General features: G+C 45.0%; 23 protein-coding genes, 6 tRNA genes and 1 rRNA gene. All 30 read right to left on the minus strand.

Annotation, left to right across the window (positions count from 1 at the left end):
* Nucleotides 1-151: 151 nt before the first annotated feature.
* On the minus strand, nucleotides 152-1504 hold the full coding sequence (glmM, locus tag ACUB3H_RS08160; protein WP_459130184.1) for a phosphoglucosamine mutase: 1353 nt from the start codon (nucleotides 1502-1504) through the stop codon (nucleotides 152-154).
* A gap of 58 nt (nucleotides 1505-1562) precedes the next feature.
* Nucleotides 1563-2114 (minus strand): 2-oxoacid:acceptor oxidoreductase family protein, encoded by a 552-nt coding sequence (locus tag ACUB3H_RS08165; RefSeq protein ID WP_459130185.1) that lies wholly within the window; start codon nucleotides 2112-2114, stop codon nucleotides 1563-1565.
* On the minus strand, nucleotides 2107-2859 hold the full coding sequence (locus tag ACUB3H_RS08170; RefSeq protein ID WP_459130186.1) for a thiamine pyrophosphate-dependent enzyme: 753 nt from the start codon (nucleotides 2857-2859) through the stop codon (nucleotides 2107-2109). Before ACUB3H_RS08170 ends, ACUB3H_RS08165 begins: the two co-directional genes overlap by 8 nt.
* On the minus strand, nucleotides 2859-3920 hold the full coding sequence (locus ACUB3H_RS08175) for a 3-methyl-2-oxobutanoate dehydrogenase subunit VorB (RefSeq protein ID WP_459130187.1): 1062 nt from the start codon (nucleotides 3918-3920) through the stop codon (nucleotides 2859-2861). The genes ACUB3H_RS08170 and ACUB3H_RS08175 overlap by 1 nt, the downstream gene beginning before the upstream one ends.
* A 9-nt stretch (nucleotides 3921-3929) precedes the next feature.
* The gene (locus tag ACUB3H_RS08180) at nucleotides 3930-4145 is read right to left on the minus strand and encodes a 4Fe-4S binding protein (RefSeq protein ID WP_459130188.1); all 216 of its coding nucleotides are present in this window, start codon (nucleotides 4143-4145) and stop codon (nucleotides 3930-3932) included.
* Nucleotides 4146-4160: 15 nt separating this feature from the next.
* On the minus strand, nucleotides 4161-4823 hold the full coding sequence (locus ACUB3H_RS08185) for a nucleotide-binding protein (protein WP_459130189.1): 663 nt from the start codon (nucleotides 4821-4823) through the stop codon (nucleotides 4161-4163).
* Nucleotides 4816-5880 (minus strand): butyrate kinase, encoded by a 1065-nt coding sequence (gene buk / locus ACUB3H_RS08190; RefSeq protein WP_459130190.1) that lies wholly within the window; start codon nucleotides 5878-5880, stop codon nucleotides 4816-4818. Before buk (ACUB3H_RS08190) ends, ACUB3H_RS08185 begins: the two co-directional genes overlap by 8 nt.
* The gene (locus ACUB3H_RS08195; protein ID WP_459130191.1) at nucleotides 5880-6782 is read right to left on the minus strand and encodes a bifunctional enoyl-CoA hydratase/phosphate acetyltransferase; all 903 of its coding nucleotides are present in this window, start codon (nucleotides 6780-6782) and stop codon (nucleotides 5880-5882) included. Before ACUB3H_RS08195 ends, buk (ACUB3H_RS08190) begins: the two co-directional genes overlap by 1 nt.
* Entirely contained in the window at nucleotides 6775-7860 is a 1086-nt protein-coding gene (buk, locus tag ACUB3H_RS08200) for a butyrate kinase (RefSeq protein ID WP_459130192.1), read from the minus strand. The genes ACUB3H_RS08195 and buk (ACUB3H_RS08200) overlap by 8 nt, the downstream gene beginning before the upstream one ends.
* A 107-nt stretch (nucleotides 7861-7967) precedes the next feature.
* Nucleotides 7968-8885, minus strand: a complete 918-nt coding sequence (gene msrA, locus ACUB3H_RS08205; protein ID WP_459130193.1) for a peptide-methionine (S)-S-oxide reductase MsrA — start codon at nucleotides 8883-8885, stop codon at nucleotides 7968-7970.
* On the minus strand, nucleotides 8882-9568 hold the full coding sequence (locus tag ACUB3H_RS08210; RefSeq protein ID WP_459130194.1) for a cytochrome c biogenesis CcdA family protein: 687 nt from the start codon (nucleotides 9566-9568) through the stop codon (nucleotides 8882-8884). The genes msrA and ACUB3H_RS08210 overlap by 4 nt, the downstream gene beginning before the upstream one ends.
* Nucleotides 9568-11193, minus strand: a complete 1626-nt coding sequence (locus tag ACUB3H_RS08215) for a sigma 54-interacting transcriptional regulator (protein WP_459130195.1) — start codon at nucleotides 11191-11193, stop codon at nucleotides 9568-9570. Before ACUB3H_RS08215 ends, ACUB3H_RS08210 begins: the two co-directional genes overlap by 1 nt.
* Nucleotides 11190-12428: a CdaR family protein gene (locus tag ACUB3H_RS08220; RefSeq protein WP_459130196.1), complete on the minus strand. Its 1239-nt coding sequence runs from the start codon at nucleotides 12426-12428 to the stop codon at nucleotides 11190-11192. The genes ACUB3H_RS08215 and ACUB3H_RS08220 overlap by 4 nt, the downstream gene beginning before the upstream one ends.
* Nucleotides 12415-13239, minus strand: coding sequence for a diadenylate cyclase CdaA (gene cdaA / locus ACUB3H_RS08225; protein WP_459130197.1), 825 nt, complete (start codon nucleotides 13237-13239; stop codon nucleotides 12415-12417). Before cdaA ends, ACUB3H_RS08220 begins: the two co-directional genes overlap by 14 nt.
* A 59-nt stretch (nucleotides 13240-13298) precedes the next feature.
* Complete coding sequence (locus ACUB3H_RS08230; RefSeq protein ID WP_459130198.1) at nucleotides 13299-13817, minus strand: NUDIX hydrolase; 519 nt, start codon at nucleotides 13815-13817, stop codon at nucleotides 13299-13301.
* Nucleotides 13817-14473, minus strand: a complete 657-nt coding sequence (phoU, locus tag ACUB3H_RS08235) for a phosphate signaling complex protein PhoU (protein ID WP_459130199.1) — start codon at nucleotides 14471-14473, stop codon at nucleotides 13817-13819. The genes ACUB3H_RS08230 and phoU overlap by 1 nt, the downstream gene beginning before the upstream one ends.
* 10 nt (nucleotides 14474-14483) lie before the next feature.
* The gene (gene pstB / locus ACUB3H_RS08240) at nucleotides 14484-15236 is read right to left on the minus strand and encodes a phosphate ABC transporter ATP-binding protein PstB (RefSeq protein WP_459130200.1); all 753 of its coding nucleotides are present in this window, start codon (nucleotides 15234-15236) and stop codon (nucleotides 14484-14486) included.
* Nucleotides 15236-16459 (minus strand): phosphate ABC transporter permease PstA, encoded by a 1224-nt coding sequence (pstA, locus tag ACUB3H_RS08245; protein WP_459130201.1) that lies wholly within the window; start codon nucleotides 16457-16459, stop codon nucleotides 15236-15238. Before pstA ends, pstB begins: the two co-directional genes overlap by 1 nt.
* A complete protein-coding gene (gene pstC / locus ACUB3H_RS08250; protein ID WP_459130202.1) occupies nucleotides 16456-17397 on the minus strand; it encodes a phosphate ABC transporter permease subunit PstC in 942 nt (313 codons plus the stop codon). The genes pstA and pstC overlap by 4 nt, the downstream gene beginning before the upstream one ends.
* Nucleotides 17398-17460: 63 nt before the next feature.
* The gene (locus tag ACUB3H_RS08255; RefSeq protein ID WP_459130203.1) at nucleotides 17461-18486 is read right to left on the minus strand and encodes a substrate-binding domain-containing protein; all 1026 of its coding nucleotides are present in this window, start codon (nucleotides 18484-18486) and stop codon (nucleotides 17461-17463) included.
* A 51-nt stretch (nucleotides 18487-18537) separates the two neighbouring features.
* The gene (locus tag ACUB3H_RS08260) at nucleotides 18538-20286 is read right to left on the minus strand and encodes an ATP-binding protein (protein WP_459130204.1); all 1749 of its coding nucleotides are present in this window, start codon (nucleotides 20284-20286) and stop codon (nucleotides 18538-18540) included.
* Nucleotides 20283-20960, minus strand: coding sequence for a response regulator transcription factor (locus ACUB3H_RS08265; RefSeq protein WP_459130205.1), 678 nt, complete (start codon nucleotides 20958-20960; stop codon nucleotides 20283-20285). The genes ACUB3H_RS08260 and ACUB3H_RS08265 overlap by 4 nt, the downstream gene beginning before the upstream one ends.
* Before the next feature lie 131 nt (nucleotides 20961-21091).
* Nucleotides 21092-21177: transfer RNA gene (locus tag ACUB3H_RS08270), tRNA-Leu, on the minus strand.
* A 14-nt stretch (nucleotides 21178-21191) separates the two neighbouring features.
* Nucleotides 21192-21902, minus strand: coding sequence for a metallophosphoesterase (locus ACUB3H_RS08275; protein WP_459130206.1), 711 nt, complete (start codon nucleotides 21900-21902; stop codon nucleotides 21192-21194).
* 40 nt (nucleotides 21903-21942) lie between these two features.
* Nucleotides 21943-22017, minus strand: a tRNA-Gly gene (locus ACUB3H_RS08280).
* A gap of 8 nt (nucleotides 22018-22025) precedes the next feature.
* A tRNA-Leu gene (locus tag ACUB3H_RS08285) sits at nucleotides 22026-22109 on the minus strand.
* Nucleotides 22110-22118: 9 nt separating this feature from the next.
* Nucleotides 22119-22194: transfer RNA gene (locus tag ACUB3H_RS08290), tRNA-Val, on the minus strand.
* Nucleotides 22195-22209: 15 nt separating this feature from the next.
* A tRNA-Glu gene (locus ACUB3H_RS08295) sits at nucleotides 22210-22284 on the minus strand.
* A gap of 3 nt (nucleotides 22285-22287) precedes the next feature.
* Nucleotides 22288-22363: transfer RNA gene (locus tag ACUB3H_RS08300), tRNA-Met, on the minus strand.
* A 6-nt stretch (nucleotides 22364-22369) separates the two neighbouring features.
* Nucleotides 22370-22486: ribosomal RNA gene (gene rrf / locus ACUB3H_RS08305) — 5S ribosomal RNA — on the minus strand.
* Between the last annotated feature and the right edge of the window lie 6 nt (nucleotides 22487-22492).

Here is a 22492-nt window from a genome sequence, read left to right on the forward strand (position 1 = left end):
TCTCCCTTCGGCTGAGCAGCCGGCAGGGCATCCGCCGAATGTTCGATCACCCTGCTCCTCGTCAACTCGTTTGAGTTCTGGCGCTTCTTTTTAATTAGCCTTGCCCTATTATACCGAATCACTCATTTCTTGTCCAACAAAAAAAAGAGAGCTAGTTTAGCTCCCTTTCATAGAGTTCTTTAAGTTCTAGTGCATAGCTTTTTAAAGCTTCAATGTCTTCGCCTTCGAGCATGACTCGAATGACTGGTTCTGTGCCAGAAGGACGAATAAGGACTCTTCCCGTTCCGTGAAGTGCTTCTTCTACGTCACGAATGCGAGCATTGATCGCTTCCACTTGATCGAATTCTTTCTTACGGTCCTTGTTGATTTTTGCATTTTCAATGACTTGTGGATAGCGAGGAATGGCCTTTTGAAGCTCCGATAATGTCTTTCCAGACTCCGTAACGGCTTCTACGAGCTTAAGTCCTGTGAGGATTCCGTCACCCGTCTGATTGAAGTCTGTAAAGATAATATGACCTGACTGTTCACCACCTAGGTTAAAGCCATCTTTTCTCATGCGTTCGATGACGTAGCGGTCCCCGACCTTGGTCTGAACGACATCGATTCCTTGCTCTTTACAGTAGTTCATAAATCCGAGGTTACTCATAACTGTCGCAACGATCGTATTATTTTTTAGCTCATTGGCATCTAGCATGTATTTACCTAAGATCGCCATGATCTTATCGCCATCGACTTCATTTCCTTCTTCATCGACAGCGAGCACTCGGTCACCATCTCCATCAAAGGCAAGACCGATATCGTAACGTCCTTCACTCATGCGCTCCTTGAGGTAATCCATGTGTGTTGAGCCACACTGATCATTGATGTTCACTCCATCGGGTTCGTTAAAGAGGACATTTACGACTGCACCACAATCTCTGAAGGCTTTTTCAGCGAGTTCCGAGGTTGAACCATTGGCACAGTCTAGTAGCACCTTGATCGCTTCAAAGTCCTTTGGAATGGCATTCTTTGCATTCTCTAAGTAAGAAAACTTTAAGAGCTGATCTTCATAGACGCGTCCTAACGTGTCGTGTGTGAAGGTCTCTTCGAGCACGCGGTTACCTAGAATGTAATCTTCAATTTCTTCTTCTAGTTCATCACTCAGTTTAATTCCTTCATAGCTAAAGAACTTAATTCCGTTGTATTCGTAGGAATTGTGCGAAGCGCTGATCATAACGCCTGCATCAAAGTCCTGCGTACGAACGAGGTATGCGATAGCAGGTGTGGGAACGACGCCGACCTTAACGGCATCACAGCCTACGCTTAAAATGCCTGCAATGAGTGAGGACTCTAGCATGTCGCTTGAAATGCGCGTATCCTTACCGATCAGGAGTCTCGCTTTTTTCTGTCCTGTATGACGCGTTAAAACGTATGCACCGTAACGACCTAGCATGTAGGCCATTTCGTTTGTCAAATCTTTATTGGCTATACCACGGACTCCGTCCGTACCAAAATATCTTCCCATAATATCTCCTTCTCAATGTTCTTAGTATAGCAAAAAAAGAGAAGGAGATAAACTCCTTCTACTTTTGTTCTCTTGCAGCTTTTGCTCCAGCTTCAAAGGCAGCACGGTTAAGATCCATGAGGTGAGCTTTACTTACACCGAGTTTCTTTTCCATAGCCTTTAGGATGCTTTCAGGCTTTACGCAGCCTGTCATCTCTACGAATGCGCCGAGCATGATCATGTTTGAAACCTTGGTGTTACCAAGTTCATTTGCAAGCTCACTGACAGGAATGTAAACGGCCTTTACGTCTTGGCGCTTTACTTTTTCACTAATTAGGGAGCTATTGATGAGAGCGATTCCACCAGGAACGAGCTCTGGTTCAAACTTTGCTAAAGATGGTAGGTTCATGATGATGATGGAAGATGCATCTTGGCTAATAATAGGAGATGCGATCTCTTTTTCACTTACGATGACAGCACAGTTGGCTGTACCACCACGCATTTCTGGTCCATAGGATGGTAGCCAGGAGACGTTTAAGTCTTCAAACATTCCTGCTTGGGCAACGAGTTGACCCATGAGCATGATACCTTGGCCACCGAAGCCAGCCATTATACAACGTTCATTAAGCATTCTCTTCCTCCTTGTAGTCACGGAAGTTTCCGAGAGGATAGTAAGGAATCATGTTGTTTTGAAGCCATTGAATAGCTTTAACTGGCTCTAATCCCCAGTTTGTAGGACAAGTGCTTAGTACTTCTACGATGGAGAAACCTAAGCCCTTTTCTTGAATCTCAAAAGCACGGCGAATGGCCTTTTTCGCTTTTCTAACGTTTGCTGGTGTATCAACTGTAACGCGTTCAACGAAGGTTGCACCAGGAATTTGTGAAAGCATTTCGGACATGCGAAGTGGGAAACCTGCGAGCTTCGGGTCACGTCCAAGTGGTGATGTGGTCGTGCGTTGACCTACGAGTGTCGTAGGAGCCATTTGGCCACCTGTCATGCCGTAGATGGCGTTATTTACGAAGATCGTCGTGATCTTTTCACTGCGGTGTGCAGCGTGAACGATTTCACCTGTTCCGATGGAAGCGAGGTCACCGTCACCTTGGTAAGTGAAAACGATGCGATCTGGAAGTACGCGCTTAATACCTGTAGCTACTGCTGGAGCACGTCCGTGAGCAGCTTCTTGCATGTCGCAGTTAAAGTAGTTGTAAGCAAGTACAGAGCAACCTACTGGTGCAACACCGACGGCACGGTCGAGTGCATTCATTTCTTCTAAAACTTCAGCTACCAAGCGGTGAATGATGCCGTGTGTACATCCGGGGCAATAGTGTGTCTCGGAGCTCGTAAGACCCTTGGTGCGTTCAAACACTTTAGCCATTATTTGCCTCCTTTAAGCATTTCCTTCACCTTATCAATGATAAGCTGAGGCGTAGGAATCATACCACCAGTACGTCCAACGAATTCGATGGGTAGTCTACCTTGGTTTGCGATGCGAACGTCGTCGATCATTTGTCCCATACTCATTTCTACGACGAGGATGCTCTTGGTCTTTGGACCGATCTCATCGAAAGCCTTCATTGGGAAAGGCCAGAGTGTAATCGGACGAATGATACCGACTTCGATGCCTTCTGCTTGAAGCTTTTCGATGGCATTTTTACAAATTCTTGAAGTCGTACCGTATGCGACGATCACGATTTCTGCTTTTTCGAGGTTTAAGGACTCCCAGCGGCATTCCTTTTCCTTCATCTCTTCATATTTTGTAAAGAGGTGATGAACGTGCTTTTCGAGTGCTTCTGGAGCGAGGAAGAGCGAGTTAATGACGTTTCTTCCTTCGTGATCTTTTGTTCCTGTTGCAGCCCAAGTCTTTTTCGGAAGGTCTACGTGTGGACGTTCCTTGAATTCTACAGGCTCCATCATTTGACCGATCATACCGTCACCGACGACCATAACAGGGTTACGATAGTAGTCTGCTTTATCGAAAGCATCTTGAATGAGGTCGACCATTTCTTGAAGGTTTGCTGGAGCGTAAACGAGAAGTCTGTAGTCTCCGTCTCCACCACCTCTTGTCGATTGATAGTAGTCGGATTGAGCAGGTTGGATACCACCGAGTCCTGGACCACCACGAACGATGTTTGTGATGACGCAAGGAAGCTCAGCTCCTGCTATGTAACTGATTCCCTCTTGTTTTAAAGCGATTCCTGGGGAGCTGGAGCTCGTCATAACTCTCGCACCACTACCTGCAGCACCGTATACCATGTTGATCGCTGCAACTTCGCTTTCAGCTTGTACAAAGACACCGCCTACTTGTGGCAGGTGTAAGCTCATATATTCTGGGAGTTCACTTTGAGGCGTGATGGGATAACCAAAGAAATATTTACATCCTGCAGCAATAGCAGCAGCTCCGATGGCTTCATTTCCCTTCATTAAGATCTTTGCCATACCTTCCTCCTATTCTCTCTCTACCGTGATGACGACGTCAGGGCACATCGTAGCGCAGCTTGCACAACCGATGCACTTATCAGGTTCAACACACGTAGCTGGGTGATAACCCTTTTTGTTGATGGTGTGGCTATCCAATTGAATGATATTTACAGGGCAAACAGATGCACAGAGGCCACAGCCTTTGCAAATATCTTGATTAAAGGTGACTTTACCTTTAGCCATTTGTTCCTCCTTTTATTACATCCATGCGTCACGCATGTACATGCCAACTTCTAGTAGTTCTCCACTTTCTGGCTCGACGCCTTCTAAGGCAGAGCCAATGGCACTCGTATAGACGATAGGAAGATGGGTGCGTTCACTCACTTCCTTTGTAAGTCTTAGTCCTGCCATGACATCTTCTTTCGTCGTTTCACGAAGAAGATGGGTGTTACTGATGAGTCCTGTAAACTTTAAGGTGCTTACAAACTCGATCGATTCGATGTAGCGAATAACATCGTCTGCCGTTCTCGTCTCTGGCCTATAGGCGTTTACGACGAGGTTTAATTCGTAACCTCTCGTTTTAATGTCCTCTAAGAAGTTTACGAGTACTCTTGCTCCGACGCTATCTCCACCGATATCTAAAATGACATCCATCGACTCATCTTGAATGGGTCCACGAATCTCTGCCGAGACGGCAGGAAGGTCAAGAGTCGAGCTATGACCTAGGGAGCTACTGATGACGCGAATACCAGCTTTTTCCATCACGTCAGCACGCTCTCTACTACGAAAGTATGGGTTCACGATATCGAGGTCGGCAAGCGCTACGCGTTTTCCTTCCTTCGCAAGCTTCATCGCAAGACTTACTGCAAATTCAGTCTTTCCGCTTCCGTAGTGGCCTGTAATGATCTGAAGCTTAGACATAGATTTTCGCTTTTTCTTCTCCACGAAGAACGCGTAGAGCTCCTTCTGTAAGAGCCATCATCTCGTCTTCACCAGGATATACGGTGACAGGAGCGATGAATTCTACTGCTTCACGAATGAAGTTTACGGTGTCTTTTCCGTAAGCGAGTCCACCTGTTAGGATGATTTGATCGACTTTTCCTTTAAGTACGGTTGCACAAGCGCCGATCTCTTTTGCTGTTTGATAAGAAAGAGCATCTTGAATGAGTGCAGCTTCCTTGTCTCCTGCTGCAATGCGGTTTTCTACTTCTCTACCGTCGTTTGTTCCGAGGTAGCTTACGTAGCCGCCTTTTCCGCTGATCATCTTCTTGATTTCATCGTAGGTGTATTTACCGCTCGTGCAGAGCTTTGCAAATTCACCAACTGGAAGACCACCACTGCGTTCAGGAGAGAAAGGTCCTTCGCCGTTTAGTGCGTTATTGACATCAATGACACGACCGAGCTTATGTGCACCGACGCTCACTCCGCCACCCATGTGTGCGACGATGAGGTTTAGCTCTTCATATTTTTTACCGACGCTCTTTGCATAGCGACGTGCAACAGCCTTTTGGTTTAGCGCATGGAAGATACTCTTACGTTCAATGAGCGGATGACCGCTGACACGTGCGATGGGTTCCATCTCATCGACTACGACAGGGTCTACGATATATGCAGGGATATTTAAGCTCGATGCGATCTCGTTTGCAAGGATGGCTCCGAGGTTGGAAGCATGCTCTGCTTGAGGATGATGAGCGCTATCTAAGAGTGCTTCATTGACTTCATAGGTGCCACCTTCGATGGGCTTAAAGACACCACCACGACCAACGATTGCGGAGAGCTTTTGAATGTTGATCTCTGATTCATTCAAAGCGTCCATGATAATTTGCTTGCGGAAAGGTGCTTGACTTAAAACGTCAGGATAGACCTTAAGCTCTTCATCGCTGTGACGAAGAGTTTTCGTATAAACTTCTTTCTCGTCGTCGAAGATCGCAATCTTTGTCGATGTGCTTCCTGGGTTAATCGCTAAAATGCGGTACATTATTGATCCTTTCTACTCTCTGAAACGAGGAGAGCAAGTGCAATAGAATTAAGTTTTACTTCCTCTTCATCCGCTCTAGAAGTCAAGACGACAGGTGCTTTCGCTCCTAGAAGGATACCAGCGGCCTCGGACTCTGAAAGATAGCTTAGTGCCTTATAGAGGACGTTACCACTTTCAATTTGAGGCATTAAGAGGATATCGACATCACCTGCAACGGGTGAATCAATGCCTTTAATGATGGCAGACTCTTTGCTGATGGCATTGTCGAGAGCGAGGGGGCCGTCAACAATGGCACCGGGAATGTTTCTTTCCGAAAGTTCCTTCGCATCGATGGTCGCTTGCATCTTATCGCTCACCTTTTCTTTAGCGGCAAGTGCTGCAACCTTTGCGGTTTCAATGCCTAGTGCCTTTGTAACCTGAAGGGCATTTCGTAAAATGGCTTCCTTCTGATCGACATCTGGGGTGATGTTCATGGCAGCATCGGTGATGACAAACATCTTGTGGTAACGTGGCACTTTAAAGAGCGCTACGTGACTCATGACTTTGCTTTCTCTTAAGCCCCATTCCTTGTTGAGTACAGCTTTTAGGATGATACTCGTATCGACGAGTCCCTTCATGAGAACGTCGCATTTGCCCTCGCCTACGAGCTTTACAGCGAGCATTGCACCCTCTTCTTTAGAGCTTGCTTCGACAAATTCGTAGTTGTTCTCATCGATAGAAAGCTTTTGAAGAAGCTCCTTAATAGCCTTTCCTTCTCCCACAAGTACAGCATCGGCAATGCCTAGCTTTCTCGCATTCTCAACGGCCTCAAGTACTTCTTCGTTTTCTGCCATACAAACGGCAATCTTCTTGCCCTTAAGTTCTTTGGCAGCAGTTCTCAGTTCTTCGAACGTTTTAATCAAAACGCGCCTCCAGATCGTAATTTTTTCCTTCTTCTTTTCCTAAAAGGACGCGAAGTGCGCCCTCACAAAGGCTTTGCATTTCATCCTCACCCGGATAAACCGTAACGGGAGCAATGAACTCAACGTGCTCTCTTACATAATCCATGAGGCGTTTATTGTGGGCTACGCCGCCTGTTAATAGAATTCCTTCGACGTGTCCCTTTAAGACCGAAGCAGCAGAACCAATTTCCTTGGCAATCTGATAGGCCATGGCTTCCGTGATGAACTTGGCTTGCTCGTCTCCTGCTTTTACGCGCTCTTCGACGGCTCTTAAGTCATTTGTTCCAAGGTAGGCGACGACTCCACCTTTTCCTCGAATCATGGTCTTTGCTTCTTTCGGCGTCAAGTTGTTCTTATAGATGATCTCTGCCAGTGCACCAACGGGAAGACTTCCTGTTCGCTCTGGTGAAAACGGTCCCATCTCGTTGGCATCGTTCGTATCGATCATCTTTCCATTCTTAATGCTCACGATACTAATGCCACCACCTAAGTGGGCTACGACGAGGTTGGTCTTTGTGAAGTCTAGTCCTTTTTCTCTACAGTAACGTAGACTTACTGCACGGACGTTTAGTGCGTGAACGAGGCTCTTACGAACGACCTCTTTTAGACCACTGATGCGTGCGATGGGTTCAAATTCATCGACAGCTACGGGGTCTACGATAAAGGCAGGAACATTTCGTTCTTTTGCGATGGCATCTGCGATGAGTCCGCCTAAGTTTGAGGCGTGATCTCCTTGAATGCCGACACGTAGGTCTTCTTTCATGCGCTCTGTCACATAGTATGTTCCAGAAGGCATCGGACGAAGGAGTCCTCCTCTACCGACGACACAGTCGACGTGCTTGTCTTCTAGCTCTAAACTTTCGAGCCAAGAGAGGACAGCTTCTTTTCTGTAGTCAAATTGATCGGTGATTCGTGGAAACGATTCCAGTGATTTCGCATCGTGATCGATGCTCTTCGTAAATAACGCTCGATCTTCTTCAAAGTAACTTACTTTCGTAGAAGTCGAGCCAGGATTGATCGCTAAGATCCGTATTGCCATGGGCACCTCCAAACAATAGTTTAACAAAAAAAGTGCTTTATAAAAAGCACTCTTTGAAATCAAATCTAAAGTTTGCAAGATTTTGCAGGCAAAAGTTTGCTAAACGATTAGATGAAAGGTTCTAAGTAGGCATAGCCCTTGGCTTGAAGCTCTTCTTTCGGAATAAATTGAAGGACGGAACCATTGATACAGTAGCGGATTCCTCCTCTTTCTTTGGGACCATCGGGAAAGACGTGTCCTAAGTGAATCCCTGAGACTCTCGCCTTCACTTCCGTTCGAACCATGCCAAAGCTCGTATCGGTCTGTTCTAAGATGACGTCAGGATCGATAGGAGCAGAAAAACTCGGCCATCCACAGCCACACTCAAACTTATCTTTGGAAAAGAAGAGCGGTTCCCCACTTCTCTTATCGACGTAGATTCCCGCCTCAAAGAGACTCGTATAAGGGTGTGTATGAGGCACATCAGTCGCATTCTTATAAGCGACTTTTGCTTCCTGAAGTGTTAAAGGATACGTTTCAGGCTGATAGAGAAGCTTCGGAACGATAGGTTTTAAGGCGTCAGCTAGAACGACGTGGCAGTAACCGAGAGGATTCTTTTTTAAATAATCCTGATGATATGCTTCTGCGGGATAGAAGTTTTGAAGCGGTTCTACCTCGATCGCATAGGGGCGCTCTGAAAGAGCCTTAAAGATCTCCTTCATGCGCTCGAGCGTCTCTTTATTTTCGCTATAGACACCCGTTCGGTACTGAGGACCGAAGTCACCGCCTTGGTGATTGATGCTATAGGGATCAATAATCTGTATGAGATGTAAGAGTAGAAGTTCCAGTGGAAGCTTTTCTGTATCAAAGACGATCTTTACGGTCTCTGCATGATTTGTTCCAGCAAAACATACGTCTTGATAGGTGGGATTTTCCGTCGTTCCGTTGGCATACCCTACAGTCGTTTCAAGAACACCATAGATGCTTTTAAAGTAGGCTTCTACTCCCCAGAAGCACCCTCCTGCTAGATAGATTGTTTCATTCATAATGTCCTCCAGGTTAAGAGACTTAGCTTATCGAACATCAGTAGAACGCCCATGATGACGATTAAGATGCCACCGATTACAGTGATCACAGGAAGTGCCTTTTCAATGTGCTTCACTCTTTTTAATACGGCTGTAGAAAAGAGTGTCATGATAAGAAAAGGAACGCTTAGTCCTAGCCCGTAGATGAGCATGTAACCCATCGCTGTAAGGGCTTCCCCTTCCTTGGCGCCGATACTTAAAATCATACCTAATACGCTTCCGACACAAGGCGTCCAGCCAAAGCTAAAGGTAAAGCCTAAGAGGTAAGCTCCTAGTCCATCGCCTTTACGGGAGCGCTTGAGGTCGAGCTTTTTTGTTCGTTCTAAAAGGTCGATGGAAAAGAGTCCCATCTGCCAAAGTCCTAAGACGATGACGATGAGTCCTAATATTCGAAAGAACCAAGGGTTTCTTAAGAAGGATCCGACGAGTCCTGCTCCAAAGCCCATGATGGCAAAGCTCGTAGAAAGTCCTAGGACAAAGAGTAGTGTTCGAAGCATGGCCTTGGGGTTAAAGTCAAGGCCAAAAAGTTTCTTCGATTCATCACTCGATGTCGAAAGGATACCGATATATACAGGAATAAGCGGAACGATGCACGGAGCAAAGAAGCTCAAGATTCCTGCTGTAAAGATGGTAAAAAGTAGCACTATAGTGTTTCCTCCAATTTATAGTAAAGTGAGCGGATACTGATACCTAACTCTTTTGCCGCTTGGGTCTTATTTCCTTGGCATTTACCCAAAACTTTCTCAATGTACTCACGCTCCACTTGAAGGAGGTACTCTCTTAAGGCGAGCGTCTCCTCTTGAGGTTCCGACTGCATGGGCGGTAGATGCTCATAGCGAATGGTCTTATCGGAGACCTTAAGCTTAATCATGGCTCTGGCGATGACGTTTTCTAGTTCTCGGTAGTTACCGGGCCAGTCATAGCGGGTGAGATAAAGAAGTGCGTCTTTTGAGATATCAGTCACTTGCTTCGAGAATTTATCATTGAGTCTTTTTACAATATCCATCGCTAAGAGGTAGATATCGTCCTTTCTTTCCGATAGATTGGGGAGACGAATGGGGAAAAGATTGAGTTGAAAGTACAGCTCTTTTCTAAAAAGCCCTTCATCTACAAGTGTCATAAGGTCTCTCGTAGAGGCTGCGAGGATGCGGACATCGACTGGAAAGCTGCCGTCGATCATCTTCTCATTTAGAACGATATTTAACCGGTCTTGAATCGATAGCGGAAGGAGATCTACGGAATCGATGTAGAGTGTACCTCCATTGGCTCTTTCCAATAGACCTGGTTTATCCTTCGTGCCAAAGAGATCTTGTGAAAGTCGGTCTTCATCATCGACTCCCACATGAAGCCTTAGGAAGCGATTAAAGCGACGGTCTGAGGCATTATGAATGGCATGAGCAAAGAGCTCCTTACCCGTTCCATGCTCTCCTAGAAGAAGCACTGGAAAATCGTGCTTGGAGCAGAGCTTCGCTCGCTCCTTCGCTTCAAGCATACGTGAATTCTTACCTAGAACGTCATCTAAGGTATGCTTGGCATCGAGGTTACGAATGATGCTCTTTGCTTGTAAAAGGTCGCTGGAAAGCTTTTTAATCTCACTTAAGTCGTGAATGAGGGCGATGCTTCCTTTGAGTTCACCTCGAATTTTAAGAGCGGAGCAGTCGATCGATACGTGGCGGTCGAGCTTATCGAGGTAAAGTTTAATCCCCTTCGCACTCTCCCCACTCGCTAGGACGCTTTCATGAAGTTCACCTTCTCCCAGGTAGTTTGGAATGCGATCCCTTCGAATGCTAGAGACCTTCGCTAGGCTCTTATAACGATCGTTTACGAGCACGACATGGCCGTCTGTATCGATAACGCTAATGCCATCCTGAATGGCATCGAAAAGAGACCTCAAGGTATCGAGGCTAAAGCGAAGGTCTGTGACCTCTGTCGCCAGGCGGGAAATTTCAGAGATGTCTCTAAAAACAGCAATGGCTCCGACGATGGAGCCATTTAAGTCGTACACCGGCATGCGATTCGTGATGATTTCTATGGGACCTATGAACTGTCTTCGATTGAGCTCTGCAACACCCGTTGCAAGAACAATCGGTAGACGCGTATTATCGACGACATCTACGACATTCTTTCCTACCGAGGTATCTGGCTTACACCCTACGAGGCGCTCTGCTGCACGGTTCATGAGCGTAATTTTTAAAGACCTATCGATTGCGATCATGGCGTCGTGGGTGGAGTTTAAGATGAGCTCAATTTCTGGATTCGTATGCTTCATTTTTTCCTGTTGATCTGAATCGGTAGCTGTGATGGTTCAATGTGGTAGCTACTCGTCTTCTGGATGCCCTTTAATGAGACTTCAATGTCCCAATATCCCGCCTGTCGATCGTTTACATCGAGCGTCAGGGAGAGATCGGCTGGATTGATCTTATTTAATACATCCAAGGTGTCAGTGACCTTTACAGTGATATTTTTAAGTTCCGTTTGAATCGTATACGTATAGTTTTCATCCTCACCGACAAATTGGACAGATTGGGTGGGAAGCTGGAAGGTCTTCACTTCTGTTCTGCGTACGTCAATCTGTAAGTTGAACTTCTGATTTCCTGTAAAGGAAATGCCTTCCGGAAGATTAAGTTGAATTTCAGAGTTCGTCGGTGACCCTTCAGAGAGAGTCAGCTCCTCTGTGGGAACCTTTTCAAGTGCTTCGAGTGTCTTTTTATCGCCTTTAAGCTTTACTACATTAGGTGTTACGTTCGCAGCTGCTAAGCGGAAGCGTGACGAGAAGTTTTCTTTGTATTTTAAGTCGATCGGTACGCTCTTTTCGATTAAGAAAGGAACCTTCACTTCGATAAAAGGAAGGAGTACCTTGACGTCTTCTACTTTTTCATTCTTTTCGTTTTTAGCGACGAGACTCAAGTATCCTGTAAAAGACTCTTTCTTATCGCTTACATCGAGCGTCGCTTCGACGTAGGCGACGTGCTTTAGAATCTCACTCGCTCCTTCGACCTCGACCTTTTCCGATTCGAGGTTTAGTTCTCCCAGTTCGACTCCTTCTGGGAGCTTACCTACCATCTCAACCTTAATCGGCTTTTGCTGTTTTACGATGGCATCGAGGTTTAAGGTGACAGAGCTTTCTGAAAGGCTCGTAATGGTCGCTCCTGCAGCAAGAATGGACTGCTCGATCGGAAAGCTGAGTTTTCCTTTCGTGGCACCTGAAACGCGTGCCGTCAAAGCGATGTCCTTATCCGAAAGGCGAATGACGCTCTTCCAAGGACCTGTGACCTTTACGTTAATTTTGTCGTTTTGAATGTCACCTACGATTAAGCCGTAATTTTGCAGTTGATCGATTCCCACGAGGTTTACGGGGACATTCGGGATGACGCGTGTAACGGTTGGATTATTGGCATCCATGATATAGAGCCAGCAGATGATCGCTAAAATGACGCAGATCACCTTGGGAACCCATTTCTTCTCAAATTTAATTTCAGGGAGCTTAAACTTATTCCACTTCATTTCGAACCCCCTTAAAGATCTTATCTAGAGGCTTTTCTTCATCCTGATAGAAGCTTTCGATCACTTGACGAAGTCTATCCGCAGTGAGATGGCGCTCGAGCTGATTATTTTTGGCGACAGTAATAATGCCCGTCTCCTCACTAGCAACGATGACGAGCGCATCAGAGTTCGCACTCATTCCAAGTGCTGCACGGTGTCTCGTTCCAAGATCTCTACTTACAGAGCGATCGTTACTCAAAGGTAAGAGACAACCTGCTGCAATGATTCTTCCGTCATTAATCACAACAGCTCCGTCGTGGAGCGGTGATTTCGGGAAGAAAATATTTTCTAAGAGCGGCGCTTTGATGTCAGCATCGAGCTCGGTTCCACTTTCGATGATGTCGGCAAGTCCCGTATCACCTGCTAAAACGATGAGTGCACCGATCTTTTTACCACTGAGGTTAGTCACGGCTGTTACGATCTCTTCGATGCTCTCAGCTTCTCTCGAACTCGTTCCAGAAAAGAGGCTCTTCGATACGAGCTTATTTCTTCCGAGCATTTCCAAAGCTCTTCGAAGTTCAGGTTGAAAGAGCACGAGAATGGCCACTGCACCAAAGCTAAGAAGAGTCTTTAAGAGTTCATGCACCATTCTTAGACCCATCAAATTCGATAGGTACCAAACGACAAGAATGACAAAGACTCCCTTTAAAAGCTGAATGGCTCTCGTGTAGTTTAAAAGGTTATAGAGTTGGTAGAGCAAAAAGGCAATGATTAGGATATCGAGAACATCCCATGGCCTTAGCTCTCTTATGACTGTAAATATGACGTCCATATCGTCCCCCTCAACGTACTATATTTATTATACCATCTTAGAAGAAAAAAATGACTTCCCTAAAAGGAAGTCATCTTTCGAACCATTCGTAAAACCGATTCTTCAGTTGTAATAGTAGGCACATCTTCAACTTTAACCCAGCGTATTGCATAGGATTCATCGCTTAGAATCAAGTCGTTTTCTTTGGCTTTTAAAAGGAATCGAATGTCGTAGTGGTAATGAGCTGGAACACCTTTATTTTCTGGGATTTCATGAATGTCGATGTCAAAGATGACATCTGTTCCCTCCCCTTCGATTCCAGCTTCCTCTAAAAGTTCTCTCTTTGCCGCATCAAAAGCGTTCTCTCCTTCTTCAATGTGTCCACCTACCTGAAGCCACTTACCGAGCTTCTTATGATGCAAAAGGAGTACTTCATTGCTTTCGTTTACAACCCAGGCACTTGCAGTGAGGTGACCTTTTAAGGTGGAACGAGACCAATAGAGGGGGTTCTCGTTTATAAAGGAAAGGAAGCGCTCCACTAAAGCACTTTCTTCAGTGTATCGCTTCCTGTAACCTTCTAGGGATTTCAGTAGATCCATTAGAAGAACTCGTGAATTCCATTAAGCATGTAGATGACGCGTTCACACATGTTGGTGATGTGATCACCCATACGCTCTGCATAGCGAATGATGAAGAGGAGTTGAAGAATTCTATCTTTTTCATCTCCGTCATCCATCTCACGAAGCTTCATGACGAGGACATTACCTGTATCACGGTAGTAGGCGTCTACCTTTTCATCGAGAAGACCTGCAGTTCTTGCCTTTTCAGGATCCTTTTCAATGAATGCTGCAAGTGTCATGGTTAGCATTTCTTGAATCGTTTCATACATGGGTTCTAAGTAGGAAACGTAATCAGAAAGACTCGTCTTAAGCATAATTTGAATCTTTGCGATGTCTGCTGCATAGTCTCCGATGCGTTCAAGATCTGTAATGATCTTTAAAACACTCGTGATCGTACGAAGGTCGCCTGCGATCGGTTGTTGTAGACCGATGGTTGAAACACACTTCTTTTCGATGTCCATCTCGAGTTCATCGATGCCTTTATCGAGCTCAATGACTTGAACAGCGAGTGCGTCGTCGTTTTTTGCGATGGCTTGAATGGTGAGTTCAAGGTTTCTTTGAACGAGTGAAGTCATTTTGATGAGGCGGTGCTCAATCTTTTCCAATCTTTTTTCAAGATTTCCACGTAATGCCATAAAGAACCTCCTAACCGAATCTTCCTGTGATATAGCGCTCTGTTTCTGGATGTTCTGGCTTTTCAAAGATCTTCGTCGTCTTGCCAAATTCGACGAGGTCTCCTAAAAGGAAGAACGCTGTTTCGTCGCTAATACGAGCAGCTTGTTGCATGGAGTGTGTAACGATGACGATCGTGTAGTCCTTTTTGAGGACTTCCATGAGCTCCTCGATCTTAGCCGTAGCAATCGGGTCTAGAGCACTCGTCGGCTCGTCCATGAGAATAACCTCTGGGCTTAAAGCGATAGCACGTGCAATGCAAAGACGTTGTTGTTGACCACCAGAAAGTCTAAGCGCATTATCGTGTAAACGATCACTTACTTCGTCGTAGAGCGCTGCTTTTTGAAGCGATTCTACAACGACTTGATCCAAGAGCTTTTTATCACGAACGCCTTGAACCTTAAGTCCATAAGCGACGTTTTCATAGATGCTCATTGGGAATGGGTTTGGTTTTTGGAACACCATTCCGACGTGTGTACGAAGCTTTACAACGTCGTAGTCTGGTGCAAAGATATCTTTTCCGTTAAAAAGCACTTGACCTTCAATGCGACAGTTGTCGATGAGGTCATTCATGCGGTTTAAGATACGAATGAAGGTACTCTTACCGCAGCCACTCGGCCCGATGCAGGCGGTGACTTTGTTTTGCTTAATTTCCATGTTGATGTCATGAAGTGCATGGAAATCGCCATACCATAGATTTAAATCCTTAATATCAAAGGTATTCATCAAACGCTCCACTTTCTGTTAAGTCTTGCTGTAATAGCTTTAACCGTCAAGTTCAGTATTAGAACGATTCCAAGGATGATGATGGAAATCGTACTAGACAATTCAAAGTTTGGTTGCTCACCACTCATGAGTGAGAAGATCTGTACTGCTAAGGTCGTAGCTCCCTTGTCGATAGCAGGGTTATCGTTAATGAATACGCCCATGGTATAGATGAGTGCAGCACTTTCACCGATGATACGAGAAATACTTAAAAGTGTTGCCGTGATAATACCAGGAAGAGCATTCGGGAGAATGACTTTAAAGATCGTTTGTGTACGCGTTGCTCCTAAAGAAAGCGATCCATAGCGTAGATCAATCGGAACGACGCGGAGGGATTCTTCCGTTTGACGGATGATGAGCGGAAGGAGTACAACAGCCATCGTCAAGGCACCTAAGAGAATCGATACACTCTTAATGCCAAAGAGCTGTGTAATCGGGAACAGTAAGCTCACACCCATGAGACCGAAGATAATACTCGGTACACCGGCTAGAATTTCGATAGAAGAGCGCATGAGCTCTGTAATTAGTCCTGCAGGAGCGTATTCATTGAGGTAAATGGCTGCTGCAATACCGATTGGAAGAGCAATCACGATACTTACGATGATAAGTAGAAGTGTCGCAAGAAGCGAACCACGCACACCACCACCAGGTGTCTGGTAGAAGATACTTCGAAGTTCTTTAATCTGCTCGAGCTCAGCGATAAATTCCTTTGCATCCGTGTTCTTTGATGCACCGATGTTTACGAGCTTTCCTTGAGTATTCTTAAACATCAAACTGTTGATGTTATAACCAGCTTTAAGCTCCCTCTCTTCACCTTTTGTTTTACCTGCGGTTGAAACAATACCCGTCTTAAGCGGTGAATTCGGATCGATGTATTCGACCTTAACCTGATGAACCTTATAGGCATCTAAGGAATCTTTAATCGCGATACCTGTCTTCGGACTGAAGTAAGCGCCTTCTGTCATTGTTTCAGGTGCTTTGAAGTTTCCTGTTTCAAACTTTGGATACTCTACTTTAATATTCTCTGACCAGTAGTTGTTTGTCAAGAGCTTCAGGTTTACGCCTGGAAGACCCTTTTCCATCACGAAGATGAAGACCATCAAAAGCATACCAGCAGCTAGAATTGCACTGAGATATGTAAGGGTTTGTAAGATACCGTCTTTAATTTTTCTTGATGTTCTCATTCCATGTGCCTACCAATCTTTGACTTCACGAAGTGAATGCTGATGTTTGTAATGAAGATGATGACCATCAGAACAATACCAACACTGAAACGAATATCGTAGTCAAGTCCTTGCGTCTCTTTTAGACCAGAGAGCATCGTCGAAGTCAGCGTACGAGTCGTATCAAAGGGGTTAAAGGTAGGACCTGTCATGGCATTACCTGCAACCATACTTACAGCCGTTGCTTCACCGAAGGCACGACCTAAACCTAGGATAAGACCTGCGAAAATTCCTGACTTAGCTGCTGCTAAAACGACTTTAAAGTGCGTTTGAGTTTCTGTCGCACCTAACGCTAAGGATCCTTCTTCAAGTTCTCTTGGAACAGCACGAATACTTACGATAGCTAGTGAGGTCATCGTTGGGAAGACCATGATAGCAAGAAGAATCGCTACTGCTAAGAGCGAGTTACCACCGAAGGTCGTATAACCAAAGGCATGTGCTAAGTTCGTAACCCATTTTACAATGGCACCGCTTGCGAATACACCGTATACGACAGATGGCACGGCTGCTAAGAGCTCAACAACCGTTGTCATTACATCAGCTAACCACTTGGGAGCAATCTTTGTAATGAAGAGTGCAGTTAGTACTGCCACTGGAAAGGAAATAAGAAGTGCACCTAGTGCAGAAATGATCGTGTTAAATACGATAAATAGCACACCGTATACTGCAATATCTTGTCGCCAATAAAAACCAGTTAAAAAGTCCCAAAGATTATATGCTCCGCCTTCATAGGAAGGAAGGAACACACTGATTCCTTTTTGAATGACGAAAATAAAGATTAATACGACAAAGATTGCAGAGATGATTCCAGCGATCAAGAAGATCGTCTGAAATACCTTATCCATTACTTTTTTTCTTTTTTGATAGCTTTCAGAGATGATCTCGTGTTCAAATTCCATTATGCCTCCCAGAGAATGAAAAACAAGGGCTCGGCAAAAGCCAAGCCCTCAAAAGTCAGAAAACTATTTTACGTTTTCCCAAGATGTGATCTTGCCGAGGACGATATCCTTGATCACGTCAGCTGTCAAATTCTCGATTGGGTTATCTTGTTGAACAGCTACTACTACAGCGTCTAAGCAGTATGCACCGCTTGCCATACCCTTTGTAACATCTTCTTTTTCAGGGTCGAATGGTCTTGAAGCGAATCCGATGTCACCAGCGTTAGCGCCATCTTTTTCTTCACCAAGAACACGCTTGTATCCGTCACCAGAACCTGTTTGGTCCATCTTGAATTCGAACTTAACTTCTGCTTGGAAAGCTTCGAGAGCAGCCTTAAGTGTCTTTTCTACTGATGTAGAACCACATGTTCTGATTGTAACACCAGAGTAGTCCTTATCTGGGTCGAATCCTTCGATTGTACCAACGAGTTCTTTCCATGGCTTAGCTTTGCTCATATCTACGATACCATGAGCGCCTTCAACAGCTGTCATACCTTCTTCAGATTGTGTAATGAAGACTACGAAAGCGTTTACAAGAGCTTCAGCTTCTGGAGAAGCATATGTTCCCTTTTCACGTGTTACGTAGCTAAAAGGTCTTTGGAGCTTGTAGGAACCATCAAGAACTGCAGCAACTGTTGCTTCAACGCCTTCGTACTTAACAGGACGAATCTTGTTAGCAGCGAAGTCTGTTGTTAAAGATACATAACCGAAACCTTGTGGGTCGTTACCGATCTTTGTAGCCATGTCGCCGTTTCCAGAAACTTCAACAGCCTTAGCTGTGATTTGGTCTTCTTTACCCATGCCGATTCCTTTTTCGAAAGCTTCACGAGTTCCGGAAGATTTGTCACGTGTGTAGAAGTTGATGTCACCTGTAGCACCCTTAACTTCTGGTGCTGGTGCTGGAACTGGCTCTGAGCTTTGTGCTGGAGCTGGTGTGCTTGCGTCTTGTGATTGTGCTGGTTCTGTTGTCGTTGTTTGCTTTTGGCAACCAAAAGCTACAAGGCTTACAACAAGAACAAGAGCTAAAACGAGTGCTAATTTCTTATTCATTCTTTTCTCCTTTTTCCTTTAACTTACAGTGAACATTGTACCAATACTCCTTTACCCTCTTGTTGTCGCATTGTTAATTCCATGTAAACTGACTAAAGGAATGCTCACAAAGAACTCGCTGCCCTCTCCTAGTTTGGAGTGGACACCTATTTGTCCGTTGAAGCTAATGACAATGTGCTTTACGATGGCAAGGCCTAAACCTGTGCCTTCCACGTCTAAACTTCTCGATTTATCAGCTCGATAGAAGCGTTCAAAAATACGCGGAAGATCTTCTTTAGAGATTCCTACACCTTGGTCCTTTACTCGAAGAATGAACTGATCATTCTCCTCTTCACAGAGGACATCGATCACACCTCCTTCTTTCTTTGAATATTTAATCGCATTTCCTACTAGGTTAATGACGAGCTGTTTAAAGAGTCTTTTATTTCCATAGATGTGAGCATCTTCCATGGTGTCATTAAAGTTGATTTCGAGGTTTTCCTTATCCTCAACCGATACGAGGAGGAACTCCTTCGATCGATCGACTTCGAGGTATGGATTGAAGTATTCTTTGTTGGCGTTACTACGCTCATCTTTTTCAATCTCACTTAATACGAGGAGGTCGGAAACGAGCGAATTCAAGCGGTCAACTTCTCCATCGATGATGGAAAGAAAGCGGCGTTGTCTCACTTCATCCACTTGCATCGATAGGAGCGTTTCTGTAAAACCTTTGATGGATGTGAGAGGCGTCTTTAATTCATGGCTTACATTACTAACAAAGTCTCGTCTCATGTCCTGAAGACGACTTTCTTCCGTCACGTCTTCTAGGATCACGACGGCTCCAATCTTATCGCCTCGGTCAAAGATGGGTGAAACCTGTACGCGCACTTCAAGGTTCTTTAGCTTCACTTGAAGCGTTAGAATCTGATTTCTCTTTCCAGGCTTTAGTACCTTATTGACCGCATCTTCTAAGTCACTTCGTCTTACGACTTCTACAAAGTGGCGTTGTAGTGCACGATCGGGATCAAAGCCTAACATTCTTCCTGCTAGGCGGTTTGCTCTAAAGATAAGCTTTCTCGAGTCTATAGCAATGACACCCGTCGGAATAGAGCTTACGATACCTTCTGCCTGAACGAGCGACTGGGTGAGTCTTTCATTCGTAAAATCGATGCGCTCTAAGGCTTCGTTGGCTCGATCGGAAAGTGTCCCGATCTCATCTTTGGAACGAATATAGAGGCGTTTATTGTAGTTTCCTAACGTCAATTCTTTAAATACGTCACTAAATTGCTCATAGGGAGAGCGCAAATAATAGACATACCCGGCAACAAGTACGATGGCAAATAAAGTACTTATTAAAAAGGTAAGGATAAATTCTCGATGAATCGACCGGTCCATGGCAGGGAAGGTCGAAAACTGAAAGATGCGAACAAAACGTTCCGTTTTAGGGAAGTATTCGGCATAGACGAGAATATCGAGATCAGAATTATTCGACCGTAAAAGAGCTCGCGTCACGTGATCTTCTGCAAGCTGAACCTTTGGAAGCGTCTTTTTTACTGGGATGACTCCCGACTGAAAGGAGACGCGTCCGAAGCGATCTAAGATTTCGATATGAAGCTTTAACGTCGTGGCAAAATCTGCCATCTCTGCACGAATGTCTTCCGATGTATCATAACGAGCATTAACGAGCTCAGAGATCTTTTTTAAGTTATTAAACTCATTATCACTCGTGAGCTCGCGATAGAAGTATGTTCTTAGCGTCATACTAATCGCTAAGACTACGAAAATTAGAAATATAGCGCCAGCATAGAGCTTTCTTTTCATATCATCTTATAACCGATGCCACGTACTGTCTTAATTAAATCCTCATCATCGGCGAGTTTTGCGCGTAAGTGACGAATGTGAACGTCTACCGTGCGCGTTTCACCGACGTACTCGTAGCCCCAGATCTTATCGAGTAGAAAACTTCTCGTGAGTACCTTTCCGCGGTTTTCAGCGAGGAACTTTAAGAGTAGGAATTCTTTTAAGGTGAGCTCGATGAGTTCACCGTCCTTGGTGACAGTAAATTCTTCATCGTTAATGACGATACCGTTGACTTCGATAATTTTCTTTTCAGCGACTTCATCGCCTTCTGTACGACGAAGCATCGCTTTTACGCGAGCAATGAGCTCACGAATACTAAAGGGCTTTGTCATGTAGTCATCGGCACCGATCTCAAGGCCAAGGACCTTATCGAGTTCTGTGCTCTTGGCTGTAAGCATGATGATAGGAAGCTTTTTAAACTCTGGCTGTTTACGAAGGATGTTCGTTAAAGCGATGCCATCGATCTTAGGGAGCATTAAGTCCAAAAGCAATAAGTCGTATTCCTTGGACTTAAGCATTCGAAGCCCCATTTCCCCATCAGATGCGGAATCTACCTCGTAGTTCTCCATCTCTAAGTTGTATTGAATGAGCTCGACAATGCTCGCCTGGTCTTCGATGATCAAAATTTTCTTCATGTTTCCTCCGCAAAGTTCGTTTACTCCCTGTAAATATAACACATTGTAGGCCAAGATTCAAAAAGGCTGTTAAAATTTGAGCGTTTTTACATGTTCTTTACAAAAAGAAAAACACCTAAAAAGGTGTTCTATGGTGCGGCTGAAGGGATTTGAACCCATACACCCGTAAGGGCACTAGAACCTGAATCTAGCGCGTCTGCCGTTCCGCCACAACCGCATGTCTAAACTTTATTATACGCTAGTTTTCTTATTCCTTTCAAGTGAAATTTGACTCACCTGCACAGGTCTTAAAACCCTTAAAGGAAGGAAGGTGAAACCGAGTCCTGAATCGATATAGAGAAGCTTTCTACCTATGTTATATAGTCCCCTAACGTACTTCGGAAAGAACCCTTGACCAGGAACCTTCACAACGAGTCCAAAGAAGTTCACTTGTCCGCCGTGTGTATGGCCACTTAACGTAAGTTTCGACGGTGATTGAAGTGAATGCATCGGATCATGGCATAGTAAGATGTCAGATGCTTCTATTATATAATTAGAGAAAGTCGTGTTTTTTACAGTTCTCGCTTCATCTAGTAGTAAGTCGTTCTCTTTAAGCCACTTTACATAGTCTCTAAGGAGTTTACTTTCTAACTCATGGTTACCTAAGATACCAAAGACTTCATGTCCTTCTTTAAGAGCTAAAAGGAGTTCTTTAGTCCGCTTAAAACATTTACTCTTTCGATCAAAGAGGTCTCCTGTGAAGACGATGACGTCGGGTGTTCTATTCGTAATGTTCTTTACAAGGGTTGGAATGTCTATAAGTGGGTTCTCGTGGAAATCACTGAGTTGAATAACCTTTAGATCCTCTTTCCAAGGAATCGAAAGGCTCTCTACGATAAAGAAGCGGTTTTCGATATAGGAGATTAGAGTGATTAAAATTAGAAAAATAAGAAGAAATAACATCCTTCCTCCGTACAAAAAAAGACTGCTTTGCAGTCTTTGATGGAGCAGAAGACGGGATTCGAACCCGCGGCCCTCGCCTTGGCAAGGCGATGCTCTACCACTGAGCCACTTCTGCATTTTTGATGGTGCGGATGAAGGGATTTGAACCCCCACGCCTCTCGGCGCTAGATCCTAAGTCTAGTGCGTCTGCCGTTCCGCCACATCCGCGTATATAATTGGTGGGAGCAACAGGGCTCGAACCTGTGACCTCCTGCTTGTAAGGCAGATGCTCTCCCAGCTGAGCTATGCTCCCACATGTTGGGTATATTGGTGACCCCATCGGGAATCGAACCCGAGTTACCGCCGTGAAAGGGCGATGTCTTAACCGCTTGACCATGGGGCCATGTGGTTGCGGAGGGAGGACTCGAACCTCCGACCTCCGGGTTATGAGCCCGACGAGCTGCCAACTGCTCTACTCCGCGATTTAAAACTAGCGACGACCTACTCTTCCGGGAGATCACTCTCCGAGTACCATCGGCGTGAAGAGGCTTAACTTCTGTGTTCGGGATGGGAACAGGTGTATCCCTCTTGCTATAATCACTAGATTTTGA

Source organism: Guggenheimella bovis, assembly GCF_054492335.1.